Below are 15,084 nucleotides of genomic sequence, written 5' to 3' on the forward strand. Positions count from 1 at the left end.
TCGCTCAGCATGCCATATTTCATTATGCTATGCGCAAAACATAGCGGCAGATTTTTGGCTGCAGCATGAGCACCTATTATTTGTGTAAATAAAACATTTTAACTTGGCATCCGTTGTTAGTGGATGTATCAGCACCAGCGCTCGATATTATTAAATTCAAGAGGAATCACCATGTTTAAAGGCAATTACCTTTCTGATGACATTAAAAAATCACCTTGCAGTAATAATGAAATAAAAATCTCCAGCAATAATACCCCATTTCAGCTTAATGTATTAAGCATGGCGATATCACTTTTTATTTTTTCTTCAAGAAGTGTTTTGGCTGATACCACACCAACTATTCAAGACATCAATATCTTACCCAATGAAATCATTCAAACAATGCAAAGTATAAACAAAAATGATTATTTGGATAACTTTGAAAATAATGGAAGTATAATCCCTGATGTTGACTTTGGTGTAAATAATTCAGGGTATATTTTAAATTTTATCAACAATACCAATGGGGTTATTTCCTCTTATGCTGGTACTTCAGTGAGAAATGGGGGTGTTATAGAAAACTTTATTAATAGGGGGCATATTGGAACATTGCTAGGAAGAGATCCATCACGTGCAGTGACATTGAGCAAGACTGGCACGATTTCAAATTTTGACAATCAGTTATCAGGTGTTATTGATGGGCCGACGGGGATCCGCAATGATGGCGCTATTGGAACGCTAAATAATGCAGGAAGTATTATTGGCTCAGAGATTGCTATTCATACTCAAGGTACTATCTCATCATTAATCAATAGTGGTTCAATTATTAGTGATGAATTTTCCATTTATCTTAATGGTATGAATGGAATTGCTAAGATTGACAGTTTCAGCAATAGCGGAATTATCCAAGGTGATATCGGAATTTATAACGACAGTGCCAAACTACCGGAGATAATTAATGATGGTGTCATCTCTGGCATCACTTATGCAATCTACAATGTCGGTAAAGCGGGAACGCCAACAATCAGTATTCAGAATAATGGCGAAATCGTCGGGGGTATCGAACATACAGGGTCGGGGCCAATCATTATCAAAGGAGGGAGTAAAGAAAAACCGGGGGGTTTTGACAGGAATAGCGGGGCAACTTGGGCAGATCACGGCGATAAATTCAGATATCGTTTTTGAACCAGGCAAACAAGGCTATTATAGCTACCAACAAATAAACACCAACGTTAGCGTTGGTGAAGGCCAAGCAATGGTGAACCGGAGCGGTAGCACGTTGCTGCTTGACCAGGCAATTACAGTGGACGGCGATTATATACAGGAAAAAGATGCAAGTCTGTATATTGGTGTGACGGATAAAAATGCATACGGCAGTTTACAGGTTACTGGCGACGCCACTGTTAAAGACGGTGCTAAATTTGAACTTAAACCACGCACCTACGTTTTTGTTGGTGGACAACGCTTTTTGGTTTTACAGGCTCAAAGTTTAAATCTTGGGGAGATTGAAGCGAATGCCGCAGCATGGCAGGGGGATGTCCGCGCGGAAAAAACACAATCAGGAGGGAAGGATAATCTCATTATTACTCTCCATGATAAAACTATTGACAAGCCGGTGACCTTAGTTTCTGGTATTTTAAGTGAAGATATTGATGGGCAGGGGAAGCCCATAGTCAGTGCCAGCCACACATCAACTGAGATTAATAAAAAAATTAACCTGGTGGGTGACTATCAGTTACAAAAAGATGCAACATTAAAATTTGGTGTTTCTGATAATGTGACACACGGGGCGCTTCATGTAAGTGGCAAGGCTGAGTTACAAGATGGTGCAAAGCTCGAACTTATTTCTAAAGATTATCAGTTTACCCAAAACCAGCGTTTTTTAGTGCTGCGTGCTGATCAGCTTGAATTGGGCCAGAATGTAAGTGCATTGGCTCAGGGATATGATGGTGAAATAAAAATTGAAGGGACTAACGAGCAGAGACATGAGCAAGGAGTTAATACCTTGGTTCTCACTTTGGTTGAAGCGTCAGAAGGGGATCAGACAATCATTGGTGAGCCAATCATCGATAAACCTATTATTGTTGATCCAGGTCTGAATATAGCAACAAATAATTCTAATACACCATCTGTATTTGAGGGGCTATTCTCTTATGTCACCGGAGTAGATTATGCCTTGATGGAACTACATAATGCGGGATTAGCCTTGGCCGCTACGGAAAGTTCCAATACCGTCAACCAAGCAGGGGCACAGTTAGAACCTACGGCGAATACTGCCGCTGCGGTTGGCGGGGCAAATCTTATCAGTGGAGCCATGCTTAATGCAGTACAGCGCCGGGTTGCCAGTACTGAGCCAATGAAAGATGGCAGTGTTCCCCAGGGACTCTGGATGCAACCGTTTGGCGGTATCAGCAAACAAGGTGAGCGGGATTTGGTTTCAGGCTATCGTGCAACCTATGGTGGTTTGCACATTGGTGCAGACAGATTGTTGGGTGATAATTTGCGCGTAGGAACGCTATACAGTTATGCAAATACCAGAAGCAATTTAAGGGACAATAATGATGGCAGCACTGTGAAGTTGAATTCACATGGCTTACTGGGCTATGCGAGCTACAGCAGTGAAGACTGGCTTCTTGATATGTCACTTGGTGCACTGAAGCATAAATATGATTCACAAAGAGCAATAGCTTTTACTGGCTTTGCGGGTAATGCCCAAGCTAACTTTGACGGTATGCAGTATTTGGCTACAGTGAAAGCGGGGTACCCAATAACGCTTCGAGCAGGAACAATCTTTACCCCTATGCTTGGCCTGAGCTATAGCACGTTGCGACAGAATGATTACAGAGAATCCCAGGGAAATGGGGCTGGTTTAAAAGTCGATGCATTGAATACTACATCCCTCAAGAGTTCTTTAGGAATGAGGGTAGAGCAACAACTGAGTACTGACTATGGTCATTTATCACCTTACGTTCAACTCAGTTGGCTACATGAGTACCATAATTCTCGCGAACAGATTAATGCACAATTTTCTGCGGATGTCGCTGGTGAGACGCGGTTCGGAACAAAGTTGCCGTCCAGTGCCGCAAATGCCAGCTCATTATCCTTGGGGGCAAACTTGGTCAGCAAAAACAACGTGATGCTGACTGCTGATTACAGCCTAGATTGGGCCCCTGGTTATAATAACCAGGCGATGGGCGCAAAATTAAGTTATTCATTTTAAGGTTTAATATGGTGCTACCGCATTAAGACATCGTCAGGTAGCATGCTTTTTTTTGCGATGCTACCTGATCATGCCCCTGATACTAAAAACTTTTAAACGGTTACATTAACCCCACCGATATCATCGCGTAATATACTCACTGTTATCTGGCTTACTCACTGAGTTTACGCAACCAGGGAAAGATGATGGTAGAGCGCGGTATTGTTGTTGGTCATTCCATGCTGCTGCTCAAACCATCGACTTTTTGCTGACCACCAAATGGGGCGCTGCAGCTGCATTGCGGCGCTTCTTTTGCAAGGCTATTGACCATCGAGGCAAACCCGAGGTGGTTACTATCGATACAACTTTTCCAGCGTCATGTCACTAATGCGACGGAGCCTCTTCATTGACTACGAGGATATAGCCCGTTAACGCGCACAGTAATAATCACTCAAGACTGATTATTGACTTCTAACGGAGAAATATGTAACTTCATGCATACTTTTCACCACAAATTTAGCGATTAATTAATGACAGAGAACCAAGCAAGTGAAATAATAACCCGTTTTTTCATTAATTTTTTGGAAAAGAAACGGTTACAGTCTGCAAAATCGGCCTACACAACCATGCGTTCTGGCAAGTATTTTCAAGATGACCGAAAGAAAATTCATAGATATAGCGATCCTCTTTGGGCCGACTCCATCTCTGACTTTGTCAAAAAATACCAAAAAGATGCTGAAAGAATAAAGCATTATGAACAGCTCGATTTTCAGATGATATCGCGATACAACTTTGCAGACAGCTTCATGAAAACAAAGCAACTTAGTAAAGGGGAAAAATCATTCTTGGACTTTTTTATGCGGCAGGATTTTTATCTTGTACATGCGACTAAAAATAGAATTGAGGATAGCCATGAAAATATATGTTTAAAATCACGAACTCGACTTTTAAAGGATAATGTAAAATACTTAAGTAACTCTGAGTCTGATATTGATTCATTAAAAAATGAGGATTACGTTTTCTTTTCTTTAGAAGCTGGAGAGCCGATCTGGAAATCATGTAGTCGATTCGGAAATTTATATTACAAAATAAAATTCAATCACGAGTCTTTGAAATATGCATCAATGACGTTATTAGATCAATTACTCATGGAATGGGTAAATGTACACATTGAGGGTATAAGTAGTAATGGAAAGCAAATACTACAGAGTGGAAGGCAAAGTCTTAGCATCTTCGATGTTATGTTCCATGGTAGAGACGCATCAATTTATGGCCTGGCCTATAATATAATCAGTGCGAGCAGACTTCTTTCTGATGAGGATAGAACATTAATTCTCACGACTAGTGACACTCAACAGCTTAACAACATCATAAACTCTTTCTTTCGGCCAGAGATAAGAGTTTCTGGTGCTGTTAATATATCGCGTGGAAAGTATACCACGGGTGAGTTCTCTAAAAAATATCGGTACTAATTCCGATTAGTACGGCGCTGCTTCATTTAGGCATGGTTAGGTAATATGCCATTTTTGTGATGTTACCTACCCATACCTCTGATTCGAAACACCTTCTGTCGCCTGCATTATCCCATTGTATTTTCACGCAATGTGTTCGCTAGTCTCTGGCTTACTCACTGAGTTTACGTAACTAGGAAGGGATGGCAGAAATACGGCTATAGACAGTTTTTTTGGAACATTGAAATCTGAATGTTATTACCTCAATGAATATAAAAATGTGAACGACTTGAGGCGAGACATCATCGGATACATTGCTTATTATAACCAATTGAGGATAAAGGAAAAACTTGGAGGTCTTAGTCCGATAGAATACCGACTAAGGCAAGCTGCATAAGGTTGTCCAAGATCTGGGGCGCAGATCATTCATGATGGACATTGTCGCTGTGAAATTATAGTCTCAATACCACCTTACTCCTTGATGCACTGCACTTACATCTTGATGTGCACATACCCATACCGCTACAGGATCAAGAGTGTGGTGATCTGATCCTGATTGCAGTCAGAAGTTCGATTTATTCAACAAAGCCGATTCACCCTCAAGATCAGTGCAACTTTGCCCAGCGCACCGTCCATTCCATTAGAGTCAAATATTCACTGGTAAGTGAAATTTACTTCAATAAGAGACTGAACACTGCCTGCAGTAACCTGCTGTCCGGGAATGACTTTATAGCTTGTTTTGAGGCCGATATTAATCGGTGTTCCACTTACATTACCCACATTAACCTCTTGATTCGGCACGATTGGATTATTGTTATTATCCAGCATCAGAATGCCCACCCCATGAGCAGGTGATCTGGTAGCTATATTATTGAAGACATTACCAGCACTATCCCAATTATTAACTCCAAGAGAGTAATTAATGTTCATTATCTGACTGGGACAGCTAATTGACAGACCGACATTTTGTGGCGAGGAATTTAAAGAATACTCTGGAAGATTTATATTGATGTTACGAGATGAAACATTACAACCACCTGTCGGAATGGATACATCATTGGCAGCATAAAGACTCCAAGTGAACCACAGCTCATCCGTCCCCGGTGCACCATGATACTTCCTCATATATAACGTGGCAATTTTCGTGCCACTTGTAATGTTTTGCCCACCTGCCGCCCCCACAGGAGAGAATAAAAGAGAAAGAGGCAATCGAACTCGAGGTTGATGATCAATAGCAGGAAACCCATAAGGTAAGCTATCATTAGCTAGCGGAAAAACAATTGGGGAATTACCACCAAGTTTTAAAAACGAACTGAAACGACTTAATATATTTACCGATGACCCACCCTCGACTAAAAAAAAGTCAGTAGGATGACCATTCCCACTCTCATTATAACATTCTACATACTGCGATAGGTCGACAATTATATTGTACGTTTGTCCAATAGAGGGTACTAAGTTCAAATTTAAATCGGCCGCTCCTTGATCAACAAACGGCCACCGTTAACACGGCTCTGTCGCGTTAAGGCGGCGTCAGGTAATATGCTGTTTTTTTGTAATGTTGCCTATTAATGTCTCTGATCAGAAATGCCTTTAAACGCTTGCATTATCCCATCGATATCATCGCGCAATGTGTGCGTTGGTATCTGGCTTATGCCCTTAGCTTGCGCAATCTCGAGGAAATGATGGCTGAACGCGGCATTGCTGTTGACCATTCCACACTGCATCGCTGGGTTATCCGTCTGGTGCCGTTGTTGGACAAGGCATTCCGCCGGCATAAACGTTCGGTGGGTCGTCGATGGCGAATGGATGAAACTTACATCAAAATGAACGGGCAGTGGAAGTATCTGTACCGGGCTGTTGACACATCAGGCCAGACAATCGACTTTCTGCTCACTGCCAAACGTGATGCCGCCGCCGCATTGCGCTTCTTCCGCAAGGCCATACGTCATCACGGCGAACCCGAGGGGGTCACTATCGATAAAAGTGGGGCCAACACAGCGGCTTTGGCCACGCTCAACGCCGACAAACCCGATGAGGAAACGATTACAGTGAGGCAAAGTAAGTACCTAAACAATCTGGTTGAGCAAGATCACCGCAATATCAAACGCCGGATAAGACCGATGCTGGGATTCAAATCGTTTCGACGGGCACAGGGGCTTTTGGCGGGCATCGAATTGATCCACATGATACGCAAAGGACAATATCAGCATCCGGAAAGTGAGGTATTGTCACCTGCGGAACAATTTTATCTGTTGGCTGCCTAAATAATCGGCAACACCCACTTTGGCTGGCCTGTGCCCGTTAATGCGACAGAACCTGCAGATGAGATCATAAAAACAGCATCCTATCTAATGCAACAGAGCTCATTCACGGATAGGTAAATGTCACCCCAATAACGGACTGGACATTGCCTGCAGTAACCTGAGCACCGGTTTGTGCATAGGTAGCTTTGAGATTCAGATTGACCGGCGTATTACCGACTGTTCCCAGGAGTACGGCATTATTGACCGTAATCGCATTATTGTTTTGGTCCAACATCTGTATCCCTATACCGCTGGCAGGAGAAGAGGTTGACGTATTACTGAATATTTTCCCTGCGGTATCGGCTGTCGTACCCGATAAAAAATACGACAAATTCTTGTTACCACTGGGGCAATTGACCGACAGTGGCACTGAGAACGTTTGATTTGAGGTTGCATCATACGCGGGAAGAGTAACGCTTACATCGCGCGCAGAAACATCGCAGCCACCGACTGGCATTACGACCGAATTTTTTGCATATATAAACCATGTTTGTCGCTCCCCCCCGTTATCAACATTATTCCTTTGCTGCATTATTAATGTAGCGATATGCGCCTTTTCTGCAATAAGTACGCCTGATGCTACATTATTATTTGATAACGGCGAAAGGTATAACTTTACATCCATCGGAATTAATCCATTTTTTCTCGGGAAAACACCGCGGGCAGTGGATTGAGTAGTACCCGGCACTGAGTAATTCTCACTATAGTAGTATATATTTCCCTTAAAACCATCAAGCACCCCACCTGAATATGAAGCACCTGCAATGTATAAATAGTCCTCCTCCCTGGCACCAGGGACTGGGTTTTCATTAGCCGTGCCAAATTTACATGATATCATACTAGATAAGTCAATAATTAAGTTTTGATTCTGCTGAACTTCAGGGGTTAGATAAACCTCGACATTCTGGTCGCCAGTGTTTGTTATAGAACCACCTCCCGATACAGCACAATAAAAAGCCATAGCTTGAGAGGAACCACCCAGAAGCGCCAGCAATAAACCAAATTTCATCAGTTCTTTCACTTTCATGATTTTTTTCATCTTATTCTTTCTTGTCCCTGCGTTCACTGGTAGGTGTAAGTCACGTTAATCACTGCCTCAATATTGCCTTCGGTGGGCTGTCCACTCTCCGAACGCACCCGCACCTTGACTGGCAGCTCCGCTGTACCGGTTGTAAAATCCACCGGTATATCCCTCGACGCCCCGTTATTCAAAAGACCATTTGCACTGTCCTGTAATTCCAGCTCAATACCGCCAGCGCTGCCGGTAATGCTGCTGTTGGCGTAATAGTTCGCGTTACTCGCTGCCGGCCCAGTGAACGTAGCCTTGACGGTTGATGTTCCCACGGGACATCCGCTCAGAATCAACGTGATGTCTTGCCATGCAGTAGTGCTCCTAGCGGTATTCAGCGACGTGGTATAGACATCGCCAAAATCCACCGTGGTATCGCCCGGAGGCGTTTGACAAGGCCTGGCAACAACACTGCCGTTAACCGTGATTGTGACATCAGCAGCAGCGTGTACCAGCCACGGCAACATCAGAGACAGGCCAAGCAAGAGCCCGGCACTTTTATATTTCATTTCCAGGCTCCATTTACTGAAACTCAAGGGTAAAACCGGCGGTGGCACTCACTGTGCCAGCACTCACCGTCGCCCCTGTTGCCATCAGTCTTGCATAAAAGTTCAACGTATTGGGCTGCCCCCCTGTTAACGGGATCCACTGGAGATTAGTTGAGTCGGCATTCAGTTTTATGCCAGTCCTGGTGCTGTCCAGCAGTTGTACCCCCATTCCAGCTGCCGATGACGTGTTATCCAGCGCCAGCAGGGGGGTGTCGGGTATACGGCTAGTGTCGGTAAACCCGACTTTCACATTCGTCGCCATTGGACCACAGGGCGACAATTCAATACTGAAGGGTACCGCTGGCGTAGTCGCTCCGGCCGAACTGAGTTGCTTGGCTGCATTCACCAACAGGTCCACATTCACTGTGGTGGAAGAAGCTGCAACCGCACAGGCGTTATCGCGTATGTTGCCGGTAATCGTTATCTTGCTTGCGTCAACAGTATGGCTGATACCACTGAACAGCACCCCACACAGGCACAGGGAGTAAAGTCGTCCGTTCATCATCTTGTTCACTCGCACTCCGCACTGATTTCGTTCAGCGCACGCTGCGCACTCTCCGGTGGCAACCGGTAGTCCGCCTTGCATTGCGCTTCGGGGCTATCCCCCCATTTGGCAAATACCTGCCCCGTCAATGGCAGGCCGGTGAGATAAACCTGCCCCCCGTCAGCCACAATACTGCCGGATTGGTTGCCCGACGCGGTTGCGATAGCCCCAAACGGAACCGGTTTGCCATTTTTATTGAGTGTCATAAGCACTTTTAGGCCCACGTTGGCCTGAAAATCAGCACGAACAATAGCCCCCTGCGAAGGAATGACCGTCGTGACGGCGTCTTCCAAATCAACGTTGCTCGCCAGGGTGTTCGTGTCCAGTGCAATACGGTTTTCACGGTAATTCATGGCATACGGGATAACAGCGTAGCCACGCCAGTCTGTTCGCACGCCTTTCTGACCGTCCACTTTCACATTACCTGCACCAGGTACTTTGACCAATACCACCGTGTCATTGAGCGGTTGGCTGAGGGTAACGCCATTCTCGTGGGCCAAAACACCGCCGCTCACACCATAATAGAGCTGGCTATAACTGTCGCTCTGGCTGTAGCCGACATTCGCATTCGCCAGGCGGCCGGTGTAGTTCAGCGCGGCATACCCTGTTGAACCGCTGCCCTGATTGCCCCCCCCTGAATAACCGGTCTGTACGCTGTAATTCAGGTTGTTGTCTTCGGTCAGCGTACCGCTGACACCGGCAAGTTGGGTCATCTTTCCATCAAGGTCATTCGATGTGCTGTAACTGGCCCGCGAGTTTCGCAAGACCGATTTGCTGTTGGAGCCCATCCAGTAACTGAATGGAATGCTCATGTTGAATGACACCAGATGGTCACGCTCATCCTGCCAGGCATTTTTCGTCAGGCTGTAATTCATACTCCAGTTGACGCCCCCCGTGACAGAGCTGAGTCCCGCCTGAAGCTGCTCATCCGCTTTGCGTGTACGCCAGTAGGACTGCCGACTTGCACTCAGATACAATGAGGTTTCTCGGCCAATTTGTTGCGAAACGTTCACTTGAAGCCTGCCACGCTTACTGTAAGCAAGATTGTAATAATCCGTGTATTTCGGTTCGATTTGCAGCGGGCCGTCCTGCGTCTGGATGGTATAACCACTCATTTTCTCCCAGGCAGTGTCAGCCAGCGTAAAGTAACCCTGCGTCGAATAGCGATAGCCGAGCAACTGGAGGTTGGTCCCCGTATCGCTCAGCGACTTGTTGTAAAGGAAACGTACTGACTGCCCCCGATGCTCACTGTCATCCGGCAGCGTGGCATTGGCATCAGTGATATCAAGGGACATGGCCCCAAAATATCCCATATTCTTGCCAACACCCGCGTTGAATGCGTGGAATTTGTCAGACAATTGCGCCCCACCATACAGGGTCCACCCATCGGGAAGACCGCGCATTAGCGACCCTTGAACAAACGTCGGTGATTGCTGCTGCCTACTCCCACTACGGTATTCCGCCACCGTCAACTCAAAGCGAGAATGCCCCTCTCTCAACAATGCTGGAACGGAGGAATAAGGCACATTGAAGCTGCGCGTACTGCCGTCAGCCTCACGGATAGTCACTTGCAAGTCGCCACTGTTACCTGCTGCATACAGGTCGTTAATCTCGAAGGGGCCGGGCGGGACCGTTGTCTGGTAAATCTCATAGCCATTCTGGCGGACCGATACCTTGGCCGTCCCCCTGGCAATACCACGAATAACCGGCGCAAACCCCTTCTGGCTGTCTGGAAGCATATTGTCATCGGTGGCTACACGGATGCCTCTGAACTGGACACCGTCAAAAATATCGCCAGCGGTGGTACTGTCACCCAGCGTCAGGCGTGAGCGCAAGGGAACGATGTCACGTTCGGCATAAGTATTAATGTGCTGCCAGGTGTTTTTTTGTGCAGTCGCCCCCCCGCCACTGCTGTAGCTCCAGGTGCTATTATCTCGTAGGCGCCAGGACCCCATATTCACCCCACCATTGAGGTTCATATAGGCATACTGACTATTGCCTCCGTGACGACTGCGGGCTTGGTTACCGGTAAGACTGTAGTTCAGACGTGCACCAGTTATACCGCTATCCCAATACTCGGGTGAGATATAGCCTCGCGCTGTATTACCCATATAGATTTGTGGCACAGTCAGATACAGTCGTTGTTGGCTGGTATCAAATTGTTGTGTGGCATCAGGCATCACCTCCTTGAATGGGATACAGGCATCAGCAGCCAGCACTGACACGCCGGGGATGGTACGAGTATTGACGCCGAAGCCAAGCAACTGCTTGGCGGTAAGACACGCCATCAAGTCCTGTTGCCCCTCCTGTGCCTGAAATGCAACATCTCGGGTAGCAACGAAGGCATTATTAAGATAAATATCAACCCGGTAAGTGCCGGGTGGCAGTTCCTGACCACCTTCAAACCGCGAGAGGTCAGCCACTGCCGCCGGGTCGTCAGACAGAAAACGGGGGTTGAAATATAACTCGGCGCTGATCGGAAACACCGGTACCATCAACGCAGCAAGTGGCGCCAGCACGTAACGACGTACAGAGATTCTTTCTGAAAACATAACGGTCTGTGAGCCGAAACGGCCTGCTCCCTACTTCAGTAAAAGACCCCCTGCGACAACAGACATCGCTCAAGGGGAACTTGATATTTCATCACTCGGTGGCATGCGCCACCGATGTGACAGGCACCGTATTACTGCATCACCCCTTTCATCTGGGGAGTCACTGCACCGTAGTCGTTGATGGTTTTATAGGTGATGGCCGTTCCGGCGTCTGTGGGCATTTTTACCGTGGCTTCTCCCATCGGAGGCACGAGCGCATTCTCCAGGATTCGGGTACCGGCGTTCAACTCGGTGACCGTCAGAAAATACGGCGTGGGATTAATGAGTTTCAACTCCGTCCCCTGACGACTGAAGCGCAGCTTCTCTGCCGCAATCTCCGGTTTCAACGTCAGTCCGACAGGACGATAATAGAGTTTGATACGACTGGTAATAGCCAGTTGCAAGGTGTTCTCACTCTTCTCGACCTTACTGACAGAGGGAATAGCCTTCACATTAATCCAGAAGAGACTTTCGCGGTCCTGAGGAAGCTTGTTATTGGTTGCATCGATAATACGCAGGGTATTTTCTTTTTTTCCCTGCATGGCAAACAGCGGCGGCGTAATTACAAAACGCCCATCTTTTTTTCCGTCTCTATTCTCCACCCATGACTGTATCAGATAGGTGCTTTTTTCATCGTTGTTAGTGACAGCCAATTGCACTTGCTTTTGGTCAGATGGGTATATTACGCGTGTGGTGCCAAGAGCCACACCGGCATCTGCATGAGTGGCGCAAAGCATGATGGCCGTACCGACAATAGCGGTCAGCAAAAGGCGAGCCAGTGATACTGGCATATGTTGGGGACTCATTTTGGTAAACATGGTTTACTACAACTCCGGTATAGTGATTTTGTCTTTTCGGTGAACGTGTGATGTATTGCAAAAACCACGCGTTATTCATAGGTCAGGGAAAACCAGGCCTCGGCATTGGCTGCACCACCCGTTACGGTATGCCCGGTAGCGCGGTATTTAGCGACAAAATGCACAGATAAAGGGCCGTCATTGGGTAATGTGGTCCAAGAACGCACGGGGCCATTGACCGGGATTAACTGGTTCTTTTCATCAAAAATGGCCACTCCAACGCCCGATGCCACACCATTCCCCTCGCCGACTGACAGGAGCTCCGGGTTTTTGCCATCGGCTATACCATGAAAAGCCACGCTAACCCGTTGGCTTACCGCGGTGCTGCAGTCCAACAGATTAATTTCAAAGGGGGTAGGTCCCGCGTCCTCTCCTACAGCGTGAAACCGGTTGCTGCTAACCTGTCCCATAATCACGGTCATGTTATGACTCCCCGCTTCAACACGGCAGGCCTCAGCAATAATCTCTCCCTGAAATCGCATGTTTCCACCTGCGACTGTCACGTTCCATTGATTACCAGCGAAGACAACAGGAGGCAGCAGCATCAAAAAAAACGCCGATTGCATTTTCAACATAGCTTTTCTCCTGGGCGGGCTACGCAAAACAGGTCATCCTGACCTTGAGTGCTTCCTTGCAGTGAGAATTATTGGTACTGAACCTTAAAGTTTGCTTCTGCGTTAGCCGAGCCCGCAGTAGCTACGCCGGTTGCATAGTATGCAGCCATGAAAGAAAGCCTGTTTTCACCATCACTCAGTGTTTTCGGCGTGGAGAACTGAGTGCCATCGACTTTCAATGGCGTTGTGTCATTGTCAGAGAAAAGCTGAATACCTACATTTGTCGCCTGCCCTGCGGCACCGCCACTCAACCCCAAAACGTTATCAAAAGGTGTTGGTATCGCTCCCCCAGTTGAACCACTCGCAACTCCTTGGAAAGCCACAGATGCTTTAGTTGATACGGTAGTGTCGCAGTCTTTCAGGACGATAGTAAAAGACTGGTGACCACTTTTTGCTCCTGCCTGATTAAGCATGGCCGTGCGGACTTGCCCAAGACGAACTGTCATATCGGATGAGCCGGCATCAACTGCGCAGGCGGCGTTAACGACTTCACCTGTAAATTTGATGGTTCCACCATTAACTGTTGTTGCAGCGGAAGAGATCATCGGAAATGCCATTGAGGAGGCTGCAATAAGAGAGCCAATTAATTTACGTTTCATGCTGTTTAACCATACTTAGAGATTATTAAAAAGGGCGCGCATATCGAGTGCAGTATGAGGAGAGAAAAGTCCTAAACCTCACATGCAGGCGCATTATACACCCCTTATTTTTAATCAATCAAGAGTGATTAATTAAAAAATGCACAAGAATGTGATAACCGTTGATAAGAAAAGGATTTTTTTAGCAGAAAAAATACAGCGTGCAGCACTCGACGTCCATAACAGCGCCAGCAGCGTTGCCTCATCAGTTAATGTCACGTGGGGACTCTCAGATAAAGTTACCACCCGGGCCACATGGGCGGCCTATCTGATCGCCACACATTATAATAAATATCCTCCGGCATAGCCGGAGGTTTTTCATATGCGCCTATAAGGCTCTGTTGCCAGCCGCGCCCTAACAGGCGCATTGCGATCTGACATTTGCATTTATGGATTACTTACTGCCCGTAAACGGGCTACCCGGATAGGGGATCGACAACTGCTCACCCATTTTATCCTCTTCCAGTTGGTGCTTTATGTATTCTTGTATCCTGGCTGTATTTTTACCAACCGTATCAACGTAATACCCTCGGCACCAGAACTCCCTGTTACGGTATTTGAACTTCAAATCGCCAAACTGCTCATAAAGCATCAGGCTACTCTTTCCCTTCAGGTATCCCATAAAGCCCGACACACTCATCTTGGGCGGGATTTCCAGAAGCATATGGATGTGATCCACACAACATTCCGCTTCCAGAATATTCACGTTTTTCCATTCGCACAGCTTTCTTAAGATACTGCCAATCGCTTTACGCTTTTCCCCGTAGAACACCTTTCTTCGGTACTTCGGCGCAAATACTATGTGATATTTACAGTTCCATCGCGTGTGCGCTAAGCTCTTTTCGTCCCTCATAGGGACCCCCTTTTGATTTCTTGTTGAACCTTTGCAGTTGCCAGACCGCAAACTGTTTTAACAAATCAAAAGGGGTTTTTATAACTGGCTCAAAGCTGAAAGCTTTACGGAACCTCCAGCCTAGCTGGAGGTTTTCTGTGCACAAAAAGGCCCAGGCCTAACGGCCAAGGCTTTATCATCATAACCAACCTTTGGTCTCTATTTACTTAACAAGTTTGGCAGTCATGTACACAAAGTTGCCGTTGAAAGCCCCAGTAATTTTGTAAGAGGCTCCTTCTTTTTTGGCCATGGCCGCGATTTTTGCTGTAGCTTCATCCAAAGTTGAAGCGGTTGCAGTAATACTTTGCGCATAGCTGCCAAAAGAAACCAGCGACAATGCTGATGCCATAACAAGATTTTTAATTAATTTCATAACTTTTCCAAAGCAAGCGTTAT

The 15,084-nt window shown here is 46.4% G+C and carries 14 protein-coding genes and 2 pseudogenes; 6 read left to right on the forward strand and 10 right to left on the reverse strand.

Going from position 1 to position 15,084, the window contains the following annotated elements:
* The first annotated feature begins 171 nt into the window (after nucleotides 1-171).
* The 5 genes and pseudogenes from KGP16_RS22265 to KGP16_RS22285 form a co-directional block, all read left to right on the forward strand.
* Nucleotides 172-1,164 carry a hypothetical protein gene (locus tag KGP16_RS22265; protein ID WP_223500365.1) on the forward strand — a complete coding sequence of 331 codons (993 nt, stop codon included), beginning with the start codon at nucleotides 172-174 and terminating at the stop codon, nucleotides 1,162-1,164.
* Nucleotides 1,103-3,199 (forward strand): autotransporter outer membrane beta-barrel domain-containing protein, encoded by a 2,097-nt coding sequence (locus tag KGP16_RS22270; RefSeq protein ID WP_223500366.1) that lies wholly within the window; start codon nucleotides 1,103-1,105, stop codon nucleotides 3,197-3,199. The genes KGP16_RS22265 and KGP16_RS22270 overlap by 62 nt, the downstream gene beginning before the upstream one ends.
* Nucleotides 3,200-3,269: 70 nt before the next feature.
* Nucleotides 3,270-3,539: pseudogene (locus tag KGP16_RS22275) on the forward strand (IS6 family transposase); the annotation flags it as partial.
* Between the two features lie 169 nt (nucleotides 3,540-3,708).
* On the forward strand, nucleotides 3,709-4,650 hold the full coding sequence (locus KGP16_RS22280) for a hypothetical protein (protein WP_223500367.1): 942 nt from the start codon (nucleotides 3,709-3,711) through the stop codon (nucleotides 4,648-4,650).
* Nucleotides 4,651-4,840: 190 nt separating this feature from the next.
* Nucleotides 4,841-5,026 (forward strand): annotated as a pseudogene (locus tag KGP16_RS22285) (IS3 family transposase); the annotation flags it as partial.
* 257 nt (nucleotides 5,027-5,283) lie between these two features.
* Here the strand turns inward: KGP16_RS22285 and KGP16_RS22290 are convergent.
* A complete protein-coding gene (locus tag KGP16_RS22290) occupies nucleotides 5,284-6,093 on the reverse strand; it encodes a fimbrial protein (protein ID WP_223500368.1) in 810 nt (269 codons plus the stop codon).
* A 107-nt stretch (nucleotides 6,094-6,200) separates the two neighbouring features.
* Between KGP16_RS22290 and KGP16_RS22295 the strand changes: the two genes are divergently transcribed.
* Nucleotides 6,201-6,896 carry an IS6 family transposase gene (locus KGP16_RS22295; protein WP_223499797.1) on the forward strand — a complete coding sequence of 232 codons (696 nt, stop codon included), beginning with the start codon at nucleotides 6,201-6,203 and terminating at the stop codon, nucleotides 6,894-6,896.
* 103 nt (nucleotides 6,897-6,999) lie between these two features.
* On the opposite strand, the gene KGP16_RS22300 is transcribed toward KGP16_RS22295, so the two are convergent.
* From KGP16_RS22300 to KGP16_RS22340, 9 genes are all read right to left on the reverse strand, one after another.
* A complete protein-coding gene (locus KGP16_RS22300; RefSeq protein ID WP_223500369.1) occupies nucleotides 7,000-7,974 on the reverse strand; it encodes a fimbrial protein in 975 nt (324 codons plus the stop codon).
* Between the two features lie 23 nt (nucleotides 7,975-7,997).
* Complete coding sequence (locus KGP16_RS22305) at nucleotides 7,998-8,513, reverse strand: fimbrial protein (protein ID WP_223500370.1); 516 nt, start codon at nucleotides 8,511-8,513, stop codon at nucleotides 7,998-8,000.
* Between the two features lie 13 nt (nucleotides 8,514-8,526).
* Complete coding sequence (locus KGP16_RS22310) at nucleotides 8,527-9,057, reverse strand: fimbrial protein (protein ID WP_223501556.1); 531 nt, start codon at nucleotides 9,055-9,057, stop codon at nucleotides 8,527-8,529.
* Nucleotides 9,058-9,062: 5 nt separating this feature from the next.
* A complete protein-coding gene (locus KGP16_RS22315; protein WP_223500371.1) occupies nucleotides 9,063-11,648 on the reverse strand; it encodes a fimbrial biogenesis usher protein in 2,586 nt (861 codons plus the stop codon).
* Between the two features lie 131 nt (nucleotides 11,649-11,779).
* Entirely contained in the window at nucleotides 11,780-12,424 is a 645-nt protein-coding gene (locus tag KGP16_RS22320; protein ID WP_223501557.1) for a fimbria/pilus periplasmic chaperone, read from the reverse strand.
* Between the two features lie 152 nt (nucleotides 12,425-12,576).
* Nucleotides 12,577-13,116, reverse strand: a complete 540-nt coding sequence (locus tag KGP16_RS22325; RefSeq protein ID WP_371822215.1) for a fimbrial protein — start codon at nucleotides 13,114-13,116, stop codon at nucleotides 12,577-12,579.
* Nucleotides 13,117-13,187: 71 nt separating this feature from the next.
* Nucleotides 13,188-13,757: a fimbrial protein gene (locus tag KGP16_RS22330; RefSeq protein ID WP_223500372.1), complete on the reverse strand. Its 570-nt coding sequence runs from the start codon at nucleotides 13,755-13,757 to the stop codon at nucleotides 13,188-13,190.
* A 433-nt stretch (nucleotides 13,758-14,190) separates the two neighbouring features.
* Entirely contained in the window at nucleotides 14,191-14,649 is a 459-nt protein-coding gene (gene tnpA, locus KGP16_RS22335; RefSeq protein WP_024531425.1) for an IS200/IS605-like element IS1541C family transposase, read from the reverse strand.
* Between the two features lie 202 nt (nucleotides 14,650-14,851).
* A complete protein-coding gene (locus KGP16_RS22340) occupies nucleotides 14,852-15,061 on the reverse strand; it encodes a DUF1471 domain-containing protein (RefSeq protein ID WP_024531324.1) in 210 nt (69 codons plus the stop codon).
* Between the last annotated feature and the right edge of the window lie 23 nt (nucleotides 15,062-15,084).

Source organism: Serratia sp. JSRIV006 (assembly GCF_019968685.1).
Lineage (GTDB): Bacteria > Pseudomonadota > Gammaproteobacteria > Enterobacterales > Enterobacteriaceae > Chania > Chania fonticola_B.

Excerpts from the sequence above, each read along its gene's own strand:
- KGP16_RS22300 (WP_223500369.1), bottom strand. The coding sequence starts at position 7,974 with ATGAAAAAAATCATGAAAGTGAAAGAACTGATGAAATTTGGTTTATTG.
- KGP16_RS22265 (WP_223500365.1), top strand. The coding sequence starts at position 172 with ATGTTTAAAGGCAATTACCTTTCTGATGACATTAAAAAATCACCTTGC.
- KGP16_RS22310 (WP_223501556.1), bottom strand. The coding sequence starts at position 9,057 with ATGATGAACGGACGACTTTACTCCCTGTGCCTGTGTGGGGTGCTGTTC.
- KGP16_RS22340 (WP_024531324.1), bottom strand. The coding sequence starts at position 15,061 with ATGAAATTAATTAAAAATCTTGTTATGGCATCAGCATTGTCGCTGGTT.
- KGP16_RS22315 (WP_223500371.1), bottom strand. The coding sequence starts at position 11,648 with ATGTTTTCAGAAAGAATCTCTGTACGTCGTTACGTGCTGGCGCCACTT.
- tnpA (WP_024531425.1), bottom strand. The coding sequence starts at position 14,649 with ATGAGGGACGAAAAGAGCTTAGCGCACACGCGATGGAACTGTAAATAT.
- KGP16_RS22320 (WP_223501557.1), bottom strand. The coding sequence starts at position 12,424 with ATGCTTTGCGCCACTCATGCAGATGCCGGTGTGGCTCTTGGCACCACA.
- KGP16_RS22305 (WP_223500370.1), bottom strand. The coding sequence starts at position 8,513 with ATGAAATATAAAAGTGCCGGGCTCTTGCTTGGCCTGTCTCTGATGTTG.
- KGP16_RS22280 (WP_223500367.1), top strand. The coding sequence starts at position 3,709 with ATGACAGAGAACCAAGCAAGTGAAATAATAACCCGTTTTTTCATTAAT.
- KGP16_RS22330 (WP_223500372.1), bottom strand. The coding sequence starts at position 13,757 with ATGAAACGTAAATTAATTGGCTCTCTTATTGCAGCCTCCTCAATGGCA.
- KGP16_RS22295 (WP_223499797.1), top strand. The coding sequence starts at position 6,201 with ATGTCTCTGATCAGAAATGCCTTTAAACGCTTGCATTATCCCATCGAT.